The organism is Microcystis sp. LE19-195.1E (assembly GCF_027532095.1).
GTDB classification, from domain to species: domain Bacteria; phylum Cyanobacteriota; class Cyanobacteriia; order Cyanobacteriales; family Microcystaceae; genus Microcystis; species Microcystis aeruginosa.
Window position 1 is genome coordinate 14,185 of sequence record NZ_JAPZSZ010000084.1, and the last position, 16,930, is coordinate 31,114.

Annotated in this window: 20 protein-coding genes; 4 read left to right on the top strand and 16 right to left on the bottom strand. The window is 44.2% G+C overall.

Going from position 1 to position 16,930, the window contains the following annotated elements; all coding sequences use genetic code 11:
• Window positions 1-29: 29 nt before the first annotated feature.
• From O9300_RS05025 to O9300_RS05070, 10 genes are all read right to left on the bottom strand, one after another.
• Complete coding sequence (locus tag O9300_RS05025) at window positions 30-278, bottom strand: DUF4926 domain-containing protein (protein ID WP_002789664.1); 249 nt, start codon at window positions 276-278, stop codon at window positions 30-32.
• 2 nt (window positions 279-280) lie between these two features.
• The gene (locus tag O9300_RS05030; protein ID WP_061433432.1) at window positions 281-610 is read right to left on the bottom strand and encodes a DUF6883 domain-containing protein; all 330 of its coding nucleotides are present in this window, start codon (window positions 608-610) and stop codon (window positions 281-283) included.
• Window positions 611-642: 32 nt separating this feature from the next.
• Window positions 643-897 carry a hypothetical protein gene (locus tag O9300_RS05035; RefSeq protein ID WP_150975740.1) on the bottom strand — a complete coding sequence of 85 codons (255 nt, stop codon included), beginning with the start codon at window positions 895-897 and terminating at the stop codon, window positions 643-645.
• Window positions 898-1,089: 192 nt separating this feature from the next.
• Window positions 1,090-1,323, bottom strand: coding sequence for a DUF433 domain-containing protein (locus O9300_RS05040; RefSeq protein WP_002775448.1), 234 nt, complete (start codon window positions 1,321-1,323; stop codon window positions 1,090-1,092).
• 131 nt (window positions 1,324-1,454) lie between these two features.
• A complete protein-coding gene (locus O9300_RS05045; protein ID WP_004158042.1) occupies window positions 1,455-1,667 on the bottom strand; it encodes a hypothetical protein in 213 nt (70 codons plus the stop codon).
• Window positions 1,664-2,140 carry a type II toxin-antitoxin system VapC family toxin gene (locus O9300_RS05050; RefSeq protein WP_002789671.1) on the bottom strand — a complete coding sequence of 159 codons (477 nt, stop codon included), beginning with the start codon at window positions 2,138-2,140 and terminating at the stop codon, window positions 1,664-1,666. The genes O9300_RS05045 and O9300_RS05050 overlap by 4 nt, the downstream gene beginning before the upstream one ends.
• A 511-nt stretch (window positions 2,141-2,651) precedes the next feature.
• Window positions 2,652-2,888: a DUF4926 domain-containing protein gene (locus tag O9300_RS05055; RefSeq protein ID WP_002792164.1), complete on the bottom strand. Its 237-nt coding sequence runs from the start codon at window positions 2,886-2,888 to the stop codon at window positions 2,652-2,654.
• Window positions 2,889-2,900: 12 nt separating this feature from the next.
• Complete coding sequence (locus tag O9300_RS05060; protein ID WP_002734685.1) at window positions 2,901-3,221, bottom strand: DUF6883 domain-containing protein; 321 nt, start codon at window positions 3,219-3,221, stop codon at window positions 2,901-2,903.
• Window positions 3,222-3,270: 49 nt separating this feature from the next.
• Entirely contained in the window at window positions 3,271-3,465 is a 195-nt protein-coding gene (locus O9300_RS05065; protein WP_002743274.1) for a RelB antitoxin-like protein, read from the bottom strand.
• The gene (locus tag O9300_RS05070) at window positions 3,459-3,659 is read right to left on the bottom strand and encodes a hypothetical protein (RefSeq protein ID WP_002743272.1); all 201 of its coding nucleotides are present in this window, start codon (window positions 3,657-3,659) and stop codon (window positions 3,459-3,461) included. Before O9300_RS05070 ends, O9300_RS05065 begins: the two co-directional genes overlap by 7 nt.
• Window positions 3,660-3,874: 215 nt before the next feature.
• On the opposite strand from O9300_RS05070, the gene O9300_RS05075 reads away from it, so the two are divergent.
• Window positions 3,875-4,666 carry a transposase gene (locus O9300_RS05075; RefSeq protein ID WP_149974946.1) on the top strand — a complete coding sequence of 264 codons (792 nt, stop codon included), beginning with the start codon at window positions 3,875-3,877 and terminating at the stop codon, window positions 4,664-4,666.
• Window positions 4,667-4,758: 92 nt separating this feature from the next.
• Here the strand turns inward: O9300_RS05075 and O9300_RS05080 are convergent, their stop codons facing one another.
• From O9300_RS05080 to O9300_RS05095, 4 genes are all read right to left on the bottom strand, one after another.
• On the bottom strand, window positions 4,759-6,186 hold the full coding sequence (locus O9300_RS05080) for a GUN4 domain-containing protein (RefSeq protein WP_287970382.1): 1,428 nt from the start codon (window positions 6,184-6,186) through the stop codon (window positions 4,759-4,761).
• Between the two features lie 44 nt (window positions 6,187-6,230).
• Window positions 6,231-6,617 (bottom strand): Pepco domain-containing protein, encoded by a 387-nt coding sequence (locus O9300_RS05085; protein WP_002800315.1) that lies wholly within the window; start codon window positions 6,615-6,617, stop codon window positions 6,231-6,233.
• Between the two features lie 147 nt (window positions 6,618-6,764).
• Window positions 6,765-8,876 carry a bifunctional arginine dihydrolase/ornithine cyclodeaminase gene (argZ, locus tag O9300_RS05090; RefSeq protein WP_287970383.1) on the bottom strand — a complete coding sequence of 704 codons (2,112 nt, stop codon included), beginning with the start codon at window positions 8,874-8,876 and terminating at the stop codon, window positions 6,765-6,767.
• A 172-nt stretch (window positions 8,877-9,048) separates the two neighbouring features.
• Window positions 9,049-10,812, bottom strand: coding sequence for an SWIM zinc finger family protein (locus O9300_RS05095; protein WP_287970384.1), 1,764 nt, complete (start codon window positions 10,810-10,812; stop codon window positions 9,049-9,051).
• Between the two features lie 115 nt (window positions 10,813-10,927).
• Between O9300_RS05095 and O9300_RS05100 the strand changes: the two genes are divergently transcribed.
• Window positions 10,928-11,209 carry a ParB N-terminal domain-containing protein gene (locus O9300_RS05100; protein ID WP_190380461.1) on the top strand — a complete coding sequence of 94 codons (282 nt, stop codon included), beginning with the start codon at window positions 10,928-10,930 and terminating at the stop codon, window positions 11,207-11,209.
• A 13-nt stretch (window positions 11,210-11,222) separates the two neighbouring features.
• Window positions 11,223-11,915: a helix-turn-helix domain-containing protein gene (locus O9300_RS05105; RefSeq protein WP_287970387.1), complete on the top strand. Its 693-nt coding sequence runs from the start codon at window positions 11,223-11,225 to the stop codon at window positions 11,913-11,915.
• A gap of 55 nt (window positions 11,916-11,970) precedes the next feature.
• Here O9300_RS05105 and O9300_RS05110 read toward each other — a convergent pair whose 3' ends face one another.
• On the bottom strand, window positions 11,971-12,819 hold the full coding sequence (locus O9300_RS05110; RefSeq protein ID WP_287970389.1) for a M28 family metallopeptidase: 849 nt from the start codon (window positions 12,817-12,819) through the stop codon (window positions 11,971-11,973).
• A 109-nt stretch (window positions 12,820-12,928) separates the two neighbouring features.
• Here O9300_RS05110 and O9300_RS05115 point away from each other — a divergent pair, with 109 nt between their 5' ends.
• Window positions 12,929-14,311: a flavin monoamine oxidase family protein gene (locus tag O9300_RS05115; RefSeq protein ID WP_287970391.1), complete on the top strand. Its 1,383-nt coding sequence runs from the start codon at window positions 12,929-12,931 to the stop codon at window positions 14,309-14,311.
• Window positions 14,312-14,390: 79 nt separating this feature from the next.
• Here O9300_RS05115 and O9300_RS05120 read toward each other — a convergent pair whose 3' ends face one another.
• Window positions 14,391-16,916, bottom strand: a complete 2,526-nt coding sequence (locus O9300_RS05120) for a mannose-1-phosphate guanyltransferase (protein ID WP_185239755.1) — start codon at window positions 16,914-16,916, stop codon at window positions 14,391-14,393.
• Window positions 16,917-16,930 lie beyond the last annotated feature (14 nt).

A 16,930-nucleotide genomic window follows, 5' to 3' on the forward strand; every position in this document is an offset into this window, starting at 1 on the left:
GCGATAGGGATATTCTCTTTGATTTTAACTTATTCAACTTTCACCAAAGAGCGGACGGTAAATATTTCATTTGCTTGTAGGGGTTTAATCGCCGAAATTGGCACAGTAACTACTGAAATTGACTCACCGAGAGCGTTAAAAACCTCTAAAATTGCTCCCATTTCGCCATTGCTAGGATGGGGGATTAAATCCACTAATACTGCCACATCTCCCGATTTTAGATTGTCTTCGGGAACATCAAGACAAAGAACCACATGATCGTATAATCTAACATCCATAATTATCTATCCTTTCGGGGCTTGAGAGTAACAAACTGAAAACAGTCGTCAATGTATCGCAGTATCCATATTGTAACCACTGCTAAATTGATTCCGTTAACTCCTTCTAGCATTCCTTCAACTCGATAAAAGATACCGTATTCATTTTTACCATCTTTGATCGCATCTTCTACGGTAATTAGCTGAATAATCGCTCTTTGCAAACTGGGCGCATTATCGAGAGTAAATCCTGCTTGTGCTAAAAATTTTGATTTGTCATCTTTGTCTCTGAATACGAGAAGATAACGAGTAAGTTTATCCTCTGGAATAATTGCTTTAGATGGAATTTGCATCGCTCAATCTACTTAGTTTTCTAGCCTTTTCTTCAGCACTCATGATTGTCGAGTTTGCTCTCTAGGGATTCTAGATCTGATAACTGCGGTGGATGATTAGCATTCCATGTCAGAGCTTGATCTAATTTTTCTCGAAAAGGCGATCGATTTATCCAGTCTTCATTTACGGGAGAGCGATCGAGTAAATTTTGATAAAACTCATTCCACAGTTGACCCCATTCTTTTAGATCGATAACAACTGCTGTTTTTTCTCCTGTTTCATCGACAATATACTGAATACCTTTCATGATTTAAATTGTTGTGAGATGGATATTAACTAATAACTATATTTTAATCGATTCACGAGAAGATATGGATTTGACAATTTTATCCCGTTACCATATTCTACCGGGGAACGCTCTCTTCAGTTTCTACCTGAATACTGGTTTAAGGTAGAGCCTTAGATATGGTGTTCTAAGGCAGAGCCTCGGAATAAGAAATCATGCCGAAGTGAAGCTAACGATATAATCGGATACAGCCCAAGCTGCATAATTAAGAGCCTGACGAATATCTTCCTCCTCTAACTCTGGATAAGCCTCTAAGACTTCCTGAATAGATAACTGACTAGCCAACAGTTTCAGAACAAATCCTACAGTGATACGCATTCCTCGAATCGTTGGCTGTCCAAGACATATTTGTGGATTAACAGTAATACGGTCTAGCTCTTTAATCACTGTGGAACTCCTGAGATAAACTCCTCTTATATTGTTACATACAGCAATGAATTGTTATCGCTTTAACTCTTGTGTTGGCAATGAATTGGCAATTAATCAGAATTAATCTATAGCGTTTCGCTCAAGCCAACCTAAGAGGCTGTTGTGTTGGCGTTGAAAGCTTTGGTGTGTTCTTCTCGAATTTTATGAATTTCTTCAGCATACTTGAGAGTAAACCCGTAGGATTCCGCAGCCTTTTCCGCAGCAATGCGAGACTTAACTAAATAGTCATGGATAGACGTGCATTCCTCCGATAATCTTGTTTGAGTTTTATCTTTTTCTTGCAAAATCTCTGAGTGGATCATAAGTTATTCTCCTCTTTGAATAGTTCAAGTGGTGTGACAATTTCAGGTGTTGACAAACCAAGGCGGGCATTGATAACGCGAATATGCTTCCGTTTGTTAGCATTCGCTAGGTGGTTGCAATTCCAAGTAACGAGATATTGAATGTCGAAATAGCTGGCATAGGCAAGATGTAGAGCGTCGCCCACAAGAGACCTTGGCATGACATAGTTGGCAAGATAAAACTCGACAACTTGTTCAAGAGCAGAAGTCGGCGGTAGTAAAGGAATCGTCGAAACCAAATGAATAATTTCAGCTTTACGCGGATAGTTTCCGTTGGTTAGTTCTTGAAGCACAGCATCCGAAATATATAAATCATAATAACTGGACATCTCCGACCACCACTTCCTTGTGATTTCGGTAAAAGTTTTTAGAGCTTCACGCTCATCAAAGTAATAACTCGGAACCGTGGAATCCAAGTACACTTTTTCTTTCATGATAATAACTGATCGACAAGACTAAATTAAAGCCTGAAGCAGCCGTATGGTAGCCCCCTCTATTCTACTATCCTATCTCTGTAACGAAGTTATTGCACTGTCATGCTTGACCTCGATCATTTCTCAATGCGATCGCACTTGATCGCCTTGAAACTTCTCCATTTTATCCCAAACATTAGCGGTGCGTTACACGCGCGTTTTCGCACCCTACAAGATCAGCGATCGCACTCCTCTTATATTGTTACATACAGCAATGAATTGTTATCGCTTTAACTCTTGTGTCGGCAATGAATTGGCAATTAATCAGAAATTAATATAAGCAATTATTGTAGGTTGGGTTGAGCGAAACAATACTGGGTCGAAAATGGCTCAATTCGATTGTTTAAGCGAAACCCAACCACCCCAAAGGTTACTACTGAAATTGACTCACCGAGAGCGTTAAAAACTTCTAAAATTGCTCCCATTTCGCCATTGCTAGGATGGGGGATTAAATCCACTAAGAATAACAGAATTATATAATTTGCAATTCATCCTGTTTAATATTTTGAATTGATTCAATCTTGGAAACTTCTACAGCGATAACTGTATAGGCTTTTCCCTGATTATTTAACACTTCTAAAACATAGCCATCCTCTTGGCCTTCGGGTCGAGGACAATAATCCACGATAATCGCGTGAGTGCCACGAGACAAATTAGATTCTGGCAAATCTTCGGTTAATTGAACTTCGGAAAACATATCAAATTTCATAGTCTAACTCTTTTAATCTGGTAATAAAGTCACAAATCTTGTTTCTTTCGTAAGTGAGTCGATAATCCAATAGGTAGAGACTCGTAAGTTTATCCCGTTCACCCCTTGTAAAAGTCCTTTAATTTCATAAATATCACCGAACTTTGTTGGTTTATTTAAGGTGGCCTCGTTGAGAAGAATACGTCTTAAATCTTGTTCCAATACCTGCCAGTTGTCTAAATTATATCCCGCTTGTGCCAGAAAGCCTGATTTATCATCTTTTGGTTGTAAAACTAGCAAATACCGGGTTAATTTAGCTGGTGGGATTGTCGCATTGGGATTTAAATAAGGCATTTATATTGTAATTTAGCCAATTTCTTTATAGACTTCTATAAAATAGATTTTACAGTATATACGGGCAGTATTGCCAGGCTTTTTCTTTGTCTAGGATTTGATCATTTTCAACTTCTTCGATGAGTTTTCCTAGTCCGTAATCCTCTAGGATTTCTTCGATTTTTTCAAATTCAGCAATGGGAATCTGAACGGCAATCGGCTTTTGATCCTTGTCTAATACATAGCTTTTGTTAATTTCTAGCATTTGGTTCTCTCAATAGTATCATTTTCGCTATTTTTTGTCATGTTTTGGGCGGTATTTAACCGAACTAATTTTCTACCACTTTTCCCTTGTCTCTCCCTCCAATCGGCGCAAATCGCTTTTATATCGTAGTTGAAAGACTTGGCGTGTTCTTCTCTAATCTTATGAATTTCTTCGAGTATTTCATCTTCCCACATGGCTCATTCTCCCATTAACTCGTAAGGTGTACAGATTAGCGGTAATTTATAGCCGAAATCCGCGCATATATTGAGAAGTTTTTTCTGAATTTGAGCATTAGTAATATGTTTACAGTTCCATGTTAACAGATAAAAGTCGCGGACAGGATAAAGATAGCGGTATCTTTCTGTTAGGTGTTATATTCTACAAGTCCTCGCGGGGAAAAATACGCAAAATGTCACGAGCAAAACGAGAACTAATCCCAGGCTATTCCTATCATATAACCATTCGCTGTAATAACCGAGAATTTCGCCTGACCCGTCTAGAATGCCGACAGGTGTTACTCTACGCTATCAAAAAAGCGATCGAAAAGTACGGATTCAAACTCTACGCGCTCTGTGTGATGAGTAACCATATTCACTATCTCATCGAACCGAAAGACGCGGAAGACTTGCCCAAAATCATGCACTGGTTGAACTGGTACACCGCCATGTGTTTTAACCGAATGCTGAATCGAACTGGTCACTTCTGGGAGAAACGCTATCACAGTAGCGGTTTTCCCACCACGGATACTAAGCGAGCGCTGAATACCCTACGCTATATTCACGCCAATCCGAAGGCTGCGGGAGTCCAAGTCGGATTCTTCTACGATTTTAGCGATTACGGGGTCTATGACCGACTCGGAGACGATGGCTTAACCACTTGGCATCCTGCGTTTTTGAGTCTGGGAGAAACCCTAGAGGAATGCGCGGCCAAATATCGCGGATTCTGCAAGAAATACCGGCCGCGACCGAAACCGGAAACCCGCAACCACTGGGGAAGTAAGCTACTCGCGGGGATAAAGCCGAAGAAAAGGTCTAAAAAATCCTCTCCGGGCCAATTGTCTCTCTGGTGGGAGGAGTGGGAGGAAGTCACCCCAGAAATTCTCGCGGTGGCGGATCAGTTCGTTTTTGCCAACGCCTACAACCCCCGCGTCGCCGGGGACATACTACAATCATGTCGCAGACCGGACGGGGGGCCTGGGTGACAGGTATCGAAAACCCAGAACCCGCAAGGCTTCGTGGAAAATCAACCCGATACAATTCTTAAAAATTGGCTGTAACCTTTATATGTTACATTTTACAAGTCTCGACGCGAGAGAAGAAATCCCATTCCCCCCTCCCAACCCCCCTCCCAAAAGAATACACTTCGATGAGGGAGGTGTCCATGGGGTGCTTTTAGGTCAAAAGTAACATCTTTGTAGTATATCCAGATATTATTCACTCGCCAGCCTACTCTATCTCCGAAAGCGTTCCAAACTCTTTCATTATACTCCCGCGTCCCACCGAGTTCGCGGTAGATTTTCGCCTGCACGGAAAAACCAAAGCGACCGCCACTATATTTAACCCATAATTGGTCAATGGTTCGCAAATCCTCGCAGGGAAAATTATCGATATCTTCTACCCGTAGCCATCCCTCTTTTGTTCGGTTAGCTACCTGTAGCATCACTCTTGCGGTTTCTTCGTCCGCTTGCTTCCATTGCTGCCGTTTTAATAAATCCTCTAAGTTCCGATAATCGATTCCTTTGGCACTTTTTAGTTCGATTTCTTCCAGTTTCGGTGCTGCGGGTTTCGGGGTTTCTGTTATCGTTTTCGCCGACTCGCGATTTATCGGTTCCGTTTTAGGGGAAGGTGGGACGGGTTGTTGTGCTAATTTTCGATTAATTCTGTCGTAATCTTGCCAGTATTTAGGTCTGGTTGTATCCAAAGCCAGAACTCGTCTCATCAACTGTCGCGCTTCCTCTAGCTTTCCCTCCACTTCCAACTCTAAAGCTTCCACTCGCAATAACTCTATATCGGGAGTCTTTGCCTGTTTCGGTAACAGAATCAGATGATTTTTATAATGCGGTTCGACAATAGAATGGAGGGTTTGCGGGGGTTTGTTGTGTTGTCGGTTGATTTCGGGAATCCTTTCGCGGAGACGATTACAGAGTCTTTCTACCGTAGCGCAGTTATTTTCCCCTTGGATTCGTAAAGCCTCTAGAAGTGAATAGGTAAAGGAACCCTGTTGTAGTTCGGGAATTTCGTAGGATTCCTCCGTCGGACTACAGGAAGCGATGGTTATCACTCCCTGTTGCTTTTGCCAGCCTACGGATTTATTTCTAAAATCGTTCTCGTTGCGACAGGCATCGAGAAAGAGAATGATATTATCTGCACCGCATCTCCGTAAACGTTGGGTAACGTAATTGAGGGAAATGGTCGTCTGTTCGATTAAGGTCGGGTGTCCCTCGCTGGGAACGAGGTAATCCTGTCCCTGATGGCGTAATCCGTGGCCACTGAAGAAAAACCAGAAATTATCGCCGGTTTCCAAGCGTTGCGACTCGAAAAAGTCGTGCAGGAAAGCCATTAGGTTTGTGTACGTCGGTTTCGTCTCCTGTTGGGAACCATTCGGCGCGGTTATTGGGTCAGACTCATCGGTAAACAGGAAAACTTCGTCAAAATTAATTTCGTCACGACAATAACGCGCCATCTCTACCGCGTCCTGCTTGGCACATTTGAGCGGTTTCAAGCGCTGATATTGATTTATCCCGATAATTAACCCATGATTCGCCATTAGTCCGCAGTCGGTGTGTTTTTCTCGTCTCGCTTGAATTTTAGGGTTAATCCGCCTTTAGTGCCGGTCTTAATCCCCGTCCCTAACAATTTTACTTCACCTTCTCCGGTAATCTCTACGCAAAGCTCTACTTCGTCGAGTTTAAAACCGGTTTGTTGGTTGACCTGTTTCTGTGCTTGATTGAAGACTTTGCCGATAAGCTGGAGAAAATGGGAGAGTTCTGTCTCTAACTTCTCTATGCTCACTTTTACGCCGCGAGTCGCAGCTTCGGTGATAGTTTTCCTCGTGTCCCAGGGATTGTCATAGGTGTCGTTTCCTTTCGCATCTTTATCGGGGGTGACGGGGGTATCTTCTGCGGTGATAATCCAAATAGTTTCTTCTGGCATAGCGCTCTCGTTTTTCGGCAATGGTTCTCCTTTATTATTCTAGTTACCCATTGCTAACTCACCTATAGAGATAGGGGTTAATAGTCCCAAAAAAGGGGGTTTAAATACCCCCAAAGCTCATAAGTTTTATGTTTTAGAGTATTGGTTTTAAACCGTTTCTACCAAGGGACGGGTTAACTTATCCAACTGTTGGGTTAACAGACTCAGGAATAAACCCACATCGGTGACAATACCCACGGATTCTACGGAACCTCGATCGCTTAATTTTGTCACCACGGCCGGGTTAATATCAACACAGACCATTTTCACCCCCGCCGGTGTCATATTGCCCACACCGATGGAATGGAGCATACTAGACAGCATGAGAATCATGTCTGCACCTTGAATTAAGCGCGAATATTCTTCCTGTGCTTTAATTAAATCCATCTCCGTATCCGGAAGCGGACCATCATCGCGAATTGAACCGGCCAAACTGAAGGGGACATTATTCTTGACGCATTCATACATTACGCCTTTTGTCAATACCCCGGCCGATACAGCTTTAGCGATGCTGCCGTGGCGACGGATGAGGTTGATAATCTTGAGGTGGTGACGATGGCCACCGCGCACGGGGATGCCTTTCTGCATATCTACCCCTAAAGAAGTACCCATGATCGCCTGTTCCATGTCGTGAACTGCGATCGCATTTCCCCCCAGTAAAGCGTGAACGTAACCATCGCGGATTAAACGGGAGAGATGTTGCGCTCCTCCAGTGTGAATGACCACCGGACCTGCCGTTACTACCACTTTACCGCCCTGGTCGCGAATTTTACGCATTTCCCAGGCAATCTGCTCCACGGTTAACTCGACTCGGCGCTCGCTGGAAACCCCCGCACCCATAAAGGTAAATTCCTGGGTGCTGTTGCGTTGTTCCCTGGATTCCGCCTGTCGGATAGTACGGATGCCCTCAACTCCCACCATAACGCGATCGCCAGCTTTTAAATCCCGCAGCAGAGTACATTTCGCGGTTTTGCCTTCCGGACCTTCAGTGACGACGATGGCTGCATCCATGCGTTGATTTTCCACCCGCACCCATTCACAGTTAACCCGCACTTCCGTGGGATAGATGGTGCTGACATAAAAATCATCGGGAGCGACCCCATCTTGTGCCACCACTGCGGTATTGACATCACATATTTCTTGGGGACGAGCGGCCGCACCGAGGTCGATCAATTGTACCATGATCTCCTCCATTACCTCGTGAGAGGGTGCAGAAACCCGCACTTCGGCCGAGGAGGTACTTTGGCGCTCAATCCCCAAAGTGAAGTTTAAAACCTTGAAGCTGCCCCCATTTCCTACCACAACATCGAGAGCTTTATTCATAATTCCCGCGTCGAGCAGATGACCTTCTAGCTGGAGAATGCGACTTTCAATGGTGACATTAGCGTGATGGTCTGGAATTAAGGGTTCGGTGGTACGCAGGGTTAAACATTTAGCGGCTCCTCCTGCTTTTAAGAACTCCGTCAGGGGAGTTTGTACCACTTCAAACCCTTTTGACGCTAACTTATGTTGTAAATCGTCACTAATTTTATTCATGACGATTACTTCACCGATATTCACAGCATTACAAGCAAAGTTAACCGCATCGGCTTCTTCAACGATAATGCGTTTTTCTTCGGGAATTTTTAACTCAATTAACCGATTAGAATAGGCATCAAAAGCATCAGGATAGTAGAGGAGATAACCGCCACTAAGGGGACAAAAACAGGTATCAAGGTGATAAAAACGTTCATCGATTAAACGTAGGGATAAAACCTCGATATCGAGCCATTTAGCGATTAAAGGGTGGGAATCTAACTCGGTTCTGAAGCCATATCCTGCCCATAACCAACGTCCTTCCCGATCTAATAGTGCGTCTCCTGCACCTTCAAAGGGTAAATCTTTGGGCAGTTCGTGAACTGTAAAACCGTTATCTTCAAACCACTGTTTAAAATAGGGTTCTTCTCCCTGTCTTTCTTTGTGTAAAAAGCGACTGAGAACGACAGTTTTTTCCAGAACTAAACCTGCATTAGCGGTAAAAACCATGTCGGGCCAGCCTTTTTCTGGTGTGACTAAATCCACGAGCGCCCGATCTTTGAGAACATGATAAAGCTGCTGCCATTGTTGCCTAGCTTTTTCTTGGGAAGATTTGTGAATGTTGCCCTCCATCCAAGGATTAATCACATAATCCACATCGTAATGATCGGGAGAACACATCAAAAAGCGAATAGTTTCAGTCATATTTTTTGACAATGAATATTCAGTATAAGTAGTCTGGGTATAAGTTTAGACCAATCTTCCATTATACTCTACTTTGCGTCGAAACATCACAGACTTAAGATTAGGACAATTCCTCTGCCACAAGCTAAAAATAGCCCGGTTTTAGCCGATAACTGACAGCTAGAAGCTTAAATCATTGTAAATCCTGATGTTTAAATAACCCCATAAATTTCGATTTGCGTCCGTGTTCCTTAATTAAATTTTCTCGATAGGTTTGCCATTCTTCCCGTCTTCCCGACATATAAAAGGCATTACGAGCTTTTTTTAGCCATTTAATCGCTTCTTCGTAGCGATCAGCCTTTTTTTCGTCGAGTATCTTTTCCGCGGCAGGACGTGCGTGATCGATCACCCAGTTAGGATCGACGGTAGCAGCCGCATCCATTATCCGCCAAATTAGGTGAGACTGCACATAGGAATTATCAGAAACGACTTTAATTGCATCTCTAACTAAATTTTCGTGGAGAAATATATCAATTTTAGCCTCTAGGGAACGTCCACCGCTAAACTCGCGCAAGTAATCTAACAAGTCTAATTTTAAATCGGGCCAATCTTCCCCCGCTAAAGACTCAATTTTTTGGTAATGGGAAAAGGAAGGTTGGTCTTGAAATGCCTTAATTCTAGCAGCCAAAGCTATATCTATATCCCCTAAAGATTGCGCTAGTTCACTTGTCCAGAGAGCTAATTGATAATGATAATTACCTGGGAAATTTAGACCACTCCGGGCAATTATTAGGGCGGATTCTGGTGCGGATTCATCGCGTAAAGCTTTGGCAAAAAAGAAGGCTTCATCGTTTTTAGTTATCATGTTTTTTGATGCTGCCATCGCTTCATCAATGCGATCGAGATAGACTAACTTAGTTAGGTATTCTACCACTTGTCCTGAAGCTAAAGCTAGATTCAAATACTCCTGATCTTTTTCCTGTTTCTCGAAAATTTCTAAGCGAATATAAGTTAATGTTTGGGCATAATCGGGGATATTATCTGACCACATTTCTGAAAAATTAGCCGATTCTCCCCGTAAAATCTTCTCTAAAACTGGATCGTCCCATCCCTGTTGTAAGGCTGCTAAACTCATCTCAAAATCGGCACTCCATTCATGCTGCCATTGCTCGATTTTTTCCCTTAAATCTTGCTTTTCTTGGGGATTAAATTCTTTACTTAAAATTGCCCCAGTTAAAACTCGATCGATTCTAGCACTTAAATCATCATTAACAGCACCGTAATCTTCTAAATTATCCCATTCCTCGATACAGGCGCTAATAATTGCTTCTAAAATAGCGATCGCATTATCCGGTTCTCCCTTTTGATAATAATCTTGGGACTCATCCACTAGGGCATAAATTTCATTAGAAATTGGATCTTCTTCGTAGTAATCTTCTTCGATCGCTCGCAGGGATTGCCGCAGTTCATTACGGACAGTATTACGATAAGCTTTGACATTAATAGTTATCTTCCCTGCCGCTTTATTAACTGGGGTAGCTGGAAATAAAAACTTATCAATTGTCTCGATAATTTCTGGGTGTTTAGCCACTAAATGATTAAGCAATTTTCTTAATTTACTTTCATCGATCGGTGTCAATAACTCCTCTAAAGATGCTTTTTTGATAATTAATTCTGGTTGGCGAGAACAGGTTAATAAAACCGCCACAATATGCTTACACCAACCCTCATAATCGTAGGGACAGGAACAGGAGACATTTTCAAGGTTTTCTTGGTTAAAATCTATGGCAACTCGATAGGGTTTAACCTCACTACCACTCACTAAAGCTTGTAGATTTTGCCCCCGTTGCCAAAGAGAAATAACTGCACCTTTATCGTAATAATATTGACCGCGCTGATAGGAAGCATTGGTGCTATTTTTCCGGATAATTTTTTCATTGATAGGAGGAATAGTCATAGTCAGCAAAGGAGAGGATTGGGTGATAAAATCTTGTCTGTGTTAATAAAACTGCCGGCAGCGAGGCGGACCACTGCATCAGCAACCGAGTCCACTTATCTTCAGTTTAGCCTAAATGTGCTATAGTAAAAACACTATGGAAATTAAAAACATTCCTCTGTCCCAAATTCGTCGTCCTTTACCGCGACAAACCGATCCCGAAAAAGTTAATCAGTTGATGCAATCGATCGCTGAGGAGGGATTACGAGAGCCGATCGATGTTTTGGAGGTGGATGGTCAATACTACGGTTTTTCCGGTTGCCATCGCTTTGCCGCTCATCAGCGTCTCGGTAAAGAAACAATTCTCTGTCGAGTTCGTCGCGCTCCTAAATCCGTTTTAGCTAAACACATCGCTTAAGCTGAGAAGTCCCATGAATGAGTCCTTATATAAATATCATCGGCAAAAATTAGAGCAGTTAATGGCAGAAATTGGCTGTAAAAATCTGGAAGAATTGAGTCGGTTATCGGGTCTATCTTCTTGGCAATTGCAGAGAGTTCGCCATGGCTTAATCGCCAAATTATCCTCTGAATCTTTGGTGAAATTAGCTAATGCGCTGCAGCTGCCAGTTAGCGATCTTCTCGCTCATTTTCAAATCCCGACGATGGGGACAGAGGATCGTTCAGGGGAATCAAAAATTCTCGAACAAGAGTATCAAAATTTACAGCAAAAATTAGACAAGCAAAAAGAAGAATTAGCCGCAGAATTTCAACGTCAAAGCATCGAAGCGATCGAATCTTGGTTAGTTCAATGGCCTACGGCCGAGGCCGTTGCCCGCAAAAATCCCGACCTAGCAGCCGTCAAAATCCTCTCCCTAGTTAAACCGATTATGCAGTTACTGGAGCGCTGGGGAGTGCAACCAATTCACAGTGTTGGTGATCATGTCGGTTACGATCCGCAAATCCATCAATTGATCGATGGTCAAGCGGAAATAGGTACACAAGTTCTAGTGCGTTATCGGGGCTATCGTCATGGGGAAAAACTACTTTATCGTGCTAGAGTGAGTTTAATTAAAGTAGAAATGCCGGAAATTCAACCAGCAGAAACAGAAAATGTCACCGCTTAAAGTGATAATTCTTGCAGAGCTTTAGTGCGGCGAAAAATTCCCCCGTAGTCTGCTTTCATCTCATCGGTAAAGATTGCAATCCAAAACAAAGACCTTGACACACTCTTGTTAGGAAATTTAAGTCTAAAGTAGCGATTGTATCCCGATAACTATGATAATAGGGATTACGCATATTAGCCGTATCTGTCACCATAATTGCCGAATAACCGCGACTCCAAAAAGGAGAATGATCGCTGCGTCGAGTATCGGGGACGATATAACCTCCAAAAATTACCGGCAACCATTCGCAGGGAGTCTGATTTTCTCTCATGACTCGACTAAGAAACTTCAAATCCTCGCGGGTTTTGAGATTGCCAATCAAAGCGATAAAATCCCCAGTGTTGGGGTAAAAATATTCTAGAAAAGCTGGATATTTTTGAGAATGGGGATTTTTATCACAGTAACCGAGCATTTCTAAGGATAACATTAACCTTAAATCCTGCTTAGTTTGTTTTAATTTTTCTGCGTAGGCAATGCTCCCCAGTAATCCGTATTCTTCTAGATCGAAGGCAATTAAACGAATTGGATAATTAGCCTGATTCTCCCCAAAAAACCTCGCTAATTCTAATAATACCGCTAATCCCGTGGCGTTATCGTCAGCCCCTGGCGACCCCGGCACCGTGTCATAATGAGCGCCAATTAAAATCAGGGGTTTTTGACTGTTGTTAGGCAAATCCAAGATTAAATTTTCATAAACTTTTCCCTGAAAAGTGAAAAAATGTGATTCAAACTTTCCCCACTGTCCTAACTCTTGCCGCAGGTATTCTCGCACATAAAAATGTCCTTGACTAGAGAAAAAAGGGTTTCTTTCTCGGACAATTTGTTCTAGGTGTTGGCTTAAGCGATCGCTAAGAAGATCAAACATTGATGGCAGCAGATAATTTAATCAAAAGAGCCAATGGATAGAGAAACTGAGGGAAAAATCGGGGAGAATAATAATTGTTAATTATCAAATATTCTGTGGAGCTAAAATCATGGCAAATCTCCAATTGACTAGCTATGAGTGTATCGTGATCGGGGCGGGATTAGCAGGATTAATCGCCGCGCGTAATCTCCAGAGGCGAGGTCATCAAGTTCTGGTAATCGAAGCGCGAAATCGTTACGGTGGCAGAATGTCTGGTCAATATCTCCCCTCCGGACAGTGGATCGATCGAGGTGGTCAGTGGGTGGGCCCAACCCAAGAGCGTTTTTTAGCCCTCCTCGACGAGTATAAAATACGTCGTTTTCCCTCTCCCAATCAGGGAAAAACCGTCCTAGTGTTCAACAACAAACGCTATGAATTCAATGGTTTTTTTCAAGGTTTCCACGAGGGAGAAGTACCCGATATCGGCACGGAAGAATGGCAAGATGCGATGTCAGCATGGGCGCGTTTTCAAGAACTAGCCAAAACCCTACCTTCAGGTTATCCCCAAAGCAACGATCACACCAAAAAACTAGACAGTAAAACTTTTGCTCAGTGGATTGAAGAAAACACAAGCACAGATTTTGGTCAATGGTATTTTGCTTATATGGCCCGTGCAGTGGGGTTTCTCGGGCCGGCCGAACCCCAACAAGTCTCACTGCTGCACGTTCTTTGGGGACAAAATTGCGCCCCTCAGGCCGAACATCCAGAAGCCGAACTGATCCATGGCGGAGCGGGACAAATTCCCGACAAGATCGCGGCGGAATTAGGAGAGCGAATTCGACTGGGGGAACCGGTTTTTCGCCTTAATTATGACTCGGCCGGCGTGACCATAGAAACCAGCCAGAACACTTTTACCGCCAAATTTGCCATCATTGCCATGCCGCCCCATCTTGCCGGCCGCATTATTTATCATCCCCCGCTGCCACCCCAGCGAGAACAACTAACCCAACGAGTACCGATGGGATGCTGCGCTAAAATCCTGATTTCCTACGAGCAACCTTTCTGGCGAAAACAGGGACTAGCGGGACTTGCTCAAGGGAATTGTCAATGGTTGGAACTCTGTGCTGATAGTTCGGATCCCGAAACCGGCGTCGGGGTAATCGCCACCTTTGTGGTTGGCGATCGCTATAGTCGTTGGCGCTCCATGAGTAGTCCGGCGCGTCGTGCCGCCGTCCTCTCGGATTTAGCTATTTATTTCGGTCAAGAGGCCTTTTTGCCGATCAGTTATGATGAGGTGGATTGGCCCGGGGATCCCTGGACTGGTGGCGCATATTCCGCTTTTATGCCCCCCGGAGTCTGGACAAGTTTCGGCGAGGCTCTTTTTACTCCCGTCGGACCGATTCACTGGGCCGGCACAGAAATGGCCGATCGCTGGCCGGGATTTTTTGAGGGAGCGATCCGCACCGGTGAGGCGGCGGCCGATCGAATCGCCTTCCTTTTGCGGGAAAAATGAGCATCTACAGGGCTAGGACAACTTTTAGGTCAAAAAAGTCATCATAGTCAAGTTTCGGGGCTAATAGGGCAGAAAAATCCTAAATCATCACTATTTCGCCCTGGTAATGTTCGACGAAATATTGGACACGATGACGATATTCTTTAATTGTCCGATCGACCCATTCCCGCTGCTCACTGTTAGCATAGATATGCACTAAAGGTTCTCCAGCATCGGGTAAAATCAATACCCAGTCATCATTAAGGGGATTAATCACCTTCACCCCATCGATCAACTCTAGATTAAGATCCGCGTGAGTCTCCACTAGATAGCGCATCAGGGATCCCTTGACTTTCCAAGGACAACGCACCGCCGTATTCTTATTGTAAATGCGCGGTAACTCGGCCCGCACCTGAGCTAGAGAACGTTCCTGAATGGTTAACATCTCCAAAAGTTTCGCCACGCTGAACATGGCATCGAAACCGGGATGTAATTGCGGAAAAATAAAGCCAGTTTGCCCAGATCCTCCTAAAACCACATTAGGATTGGTTTGACATCCTTCCATTAAAGCGCTAGGACTGGCTTTTGTCCGCACCACCCGGCCATCGTGACGACGCGCGATCTGTTCCACGGCACTAGAAGCATGAACCGGCACTACCACTGTACCGCGCGGATGGGCGGTCAGAATTGTATTCACCATTAGAGCAGTTAATTGTTCCCCGCGAATCGATAAACCACTCTCATCGACGAGGACTAATTGTTCCCCGTTGGCCGAAACTTGTACGCCTAAGTTCGCTTTCAGGGCCTCCACCACATGGCCCAATTGATGGATTAGTAACTCTCTTTCCTGCATGGAAAGGGCATTCTGACGTAAACTGGCATTGAGAACCACGGCATCACAGCCAAATTTGGCCAGTAATTCTGGTAAAATTGCCCCTGAGACTCCGTAGGCGTAATCAATGACGATTTTGGAGCTACTATTGCGAATAGCCTCTACATTTAGCTGAGTTTCAAAGGTTTTGCGGTAATTATCGAGAATATCAGCCGGATAGGACATACTGCCGATTTCCTGCATTCCCACCCGTCGCAGATCTTCTTTGAAATAGGCCCCTTCGATTTTCTTTTCCCTCGCTTTGGAAACATTAATCCCTTTTTCGTCTAAAAACTCGATTAAGAGAAAATCTGGGCGATCGGGATGAATACGAACGTGAATGCCACCGACTACGTTTAATTTAGCCACTAAAGTCCGCGAAATCGGTAAAGCATTCGCTTGTAGGTTTTGGATATTCACCCCCACGGACATTAAACCGGCAATCAGCGATCGACTGACCATGCGCGAGACACTACGTTGATCCCGGGAGACGATTACCGTTGACCCCGGTTTCAGGATAGAACCGTAGGATGCCCCCAGTTTAACGGCGAATTCGGGCGTGATATCGATGTTAGCGAGGCCCGATACTCCTCGTTGACCAAAGAGGTTTTTATGGGCAGTATTTCCCCAAATCAGGTTAATATTGAGGATGGCTCCCGATTCGATCTGTTTACTCGGCCAGACTCTGACCCCGGAATTGATCTGCGCTTCTTCCCCCACGATCGATAATTGTCCGATCACCGCACCTTCGTGTACCTGGGCCCGTCGATCGATTCTGGTTCCCCTAGCGATCGTACAAGCGGCTAAATTGACCTCATCCCCGATCACCACACCATTCCAGAGGATGGGACGTTTCAGATCGGAACCGGCACCGATGGTGACATTATCGCCGATAACCGAACCCCTCTCGATCAGAACATTTGCACCAATACGACAATGATTGCCGATCATGGCTGGGGCCTCAATCTGGGCGCTAGGATCGATATAGGTATTAGTGCCGACCCACACTCCGGGGGATTTTTCTCGATAGGGAAATTCCAGGTTAACTTTGCCGGATAAAGCGTCGTATTGCGCTTCTCGGTAGGCCTCCAGATGACCGACATCGCACCAATAACCATCGGCCACATAACCATACATAGGTTCGCCCCTTTGCAGCAGCAGCGGAAACAAATCTTTAGAAAAGTCGGCTTCTTCTTTGTAGGGGAGATAATCGAGGACTTCTGGTTCGAGAATATAGGTTCCGGTGTTGACAGTATCGGAAAAAATCTCGCTGGTGGATGGTTTTTCGATAAAACGGCGAATTCTGCCTTCTTTGTCGGTAATCACTACCCCAAATTCGATCGGATTGGCAACCCGCGTCAGGACGAGGGTTGCTTTCGAGTTTTTACTTTTATGGAATGCGATCGCTTTTTGCAGGTCAAAATCGGTGATACTATCGCCACTAATCACCAGAAAGGTATCATCTAACCATTCGGCAATATTTTTCACACATCCTGCGGTGCCTAGGGGTTGATCCTCCTCGACAGCGTAGGTGATTTTTACCCCAAAGTCGCTGCCGTCTTGAAAGTAGTCGCGCATGACATCGGGGAGATAGTGCAGGGTGGTGATAATTTCGGTAATGTCATGCTTTCGTAGTAAATTAATAATATGTTCGGCGATGGGACGGTTGAGAATCGGGACCATCGGTTTGGGAAGATCACAAGTAAGCGGACGTAATCTTGTCCCTGAACCACCTGCCATTAATACCGCTCGCATAATTTCCTCCCAAG

Bases quoted from the DNA above. Each gene is read 5' to 3' on its own strand.
- O9300_RS05025 (WP_002789664.1), bottom strand. From the start codon at position 278: ATGGATGTTAGATTATACGATCATGTGGTTCTTTGTCTTGATGTTCCC.
- O9300_RS05030 (WP_061433432.1), bottom strand. From the start codon at position 610: ATGCAAATTCCATCTAAAGCAATTATTCCAGAGGATAAACTTACTCGT.
- O9300_RS05035 (WP_150975740.1), bottom strand. From the start codon at position 897: ATGAAAGGTATTCAGTATATTGTCGATGAAACAGGAGAAAAAACAGCA.
- O9300_RS05045 (WP_004158042.1), bottom strand. From the start codon at position 1,667: ATGATCCACTCAGAGATTTTGCAAGAAAAAGATAAAACTCAAACAAGA.
- O9300_RS05050 (WP_002789671.1), bottom strand. From the start codon at position 2,140: ATGAAAGAAAAAGTGTACTTGGATTCCACGGTTCCGAGTTATTACTTT.
- O9300_RS05055 (WP_002792164.1), bottom strand. From the start codon at position 2,888: ATGAAATTTGATATGTTTTCCGAAGTTCAATTAACCGAAGATTTGCCA.
- O9300_RS05060 (WP_002734685.1), bottom strand. From the start codon at position 3,221: ATGCCTTATTTAAATCCCAATGCGACAATCCCACCAGCTAAATTAACC.
- O9300_RS05065 (WP_002743274.1), bottom strand. From the start codon at position 3,465: ATGCTAGAAATTAACAAAAGCTATGTATTAGACAAGGATCAAAAGCCG.
- O9300_RS05070 (WP_002743272.1), bottom strand. From the start codon at position 3,659: ATGTGGGAAGATGAAATACTCGAAGAAATTCATAAGATTAGAGAAGAA.
- O9300_RS05075 (WP_149974946.1), top strand. From the start codon at position 3,875: ATGTCACGAGCAAAACGAGAACTAATCCCAGGCTATTCCTATCATATA.
- O9300_RS05085 (WP_002800315.1), bottom strand. From the start codon at position 6,617: ATGCCAGAAGAAACTATTTGGATTATCACCGCAGAAGATACCCCCGTC.
- argZ (WP_287970383.1), bottom strand. From the start codon at position 8,876: ATGACTGAAACTATTCGCTTTTTGATGTGTTCTCCCGATCATTACGAT.
- O9300_RS05095 (WP_287970384.1), bottom strand. From the start codon at position 10,812: ATGACTATTCCTCCTATCAATGAAAAAATTATCCGGAAAAATAGCACC.
- O9300_RS05100 (WP_190380461.1), top strand. From the start codon at position 10,928: ATGTGCTATAGTAAAAACACTATGGAAATTAAAAACATTCCTCTGTCC.
- O9300_RS05105 (WP_287970387.1), top strand. From the start codon at position 11,223: ATGAATGAGTCCTTATATAAATATCATCGGCAAAAATTAGAGCAGTTA.
- O9300_RS05110 (WP_287970389.1), bottom strand. From the start codon at position 12,819: ATGTTTGATCTTCTTAGCGATCGCTTAAGCCAACACCTAGAACAAATT.
- O9300_RS05115 (WP_287970391.1), top strand. From the start codon at position 12,929: ATGGCAAATCTCCAATTGACTAGCTATGAGTGTATCGTGATCGGGGCG.
- O9300_RS05120 (WP_185239755.1), bottom strand. From the start codon at position 16,916: ATGCGAGCGGTATTAATGGCAGGTGGTTCAGGGACAAGATTACGTCCG.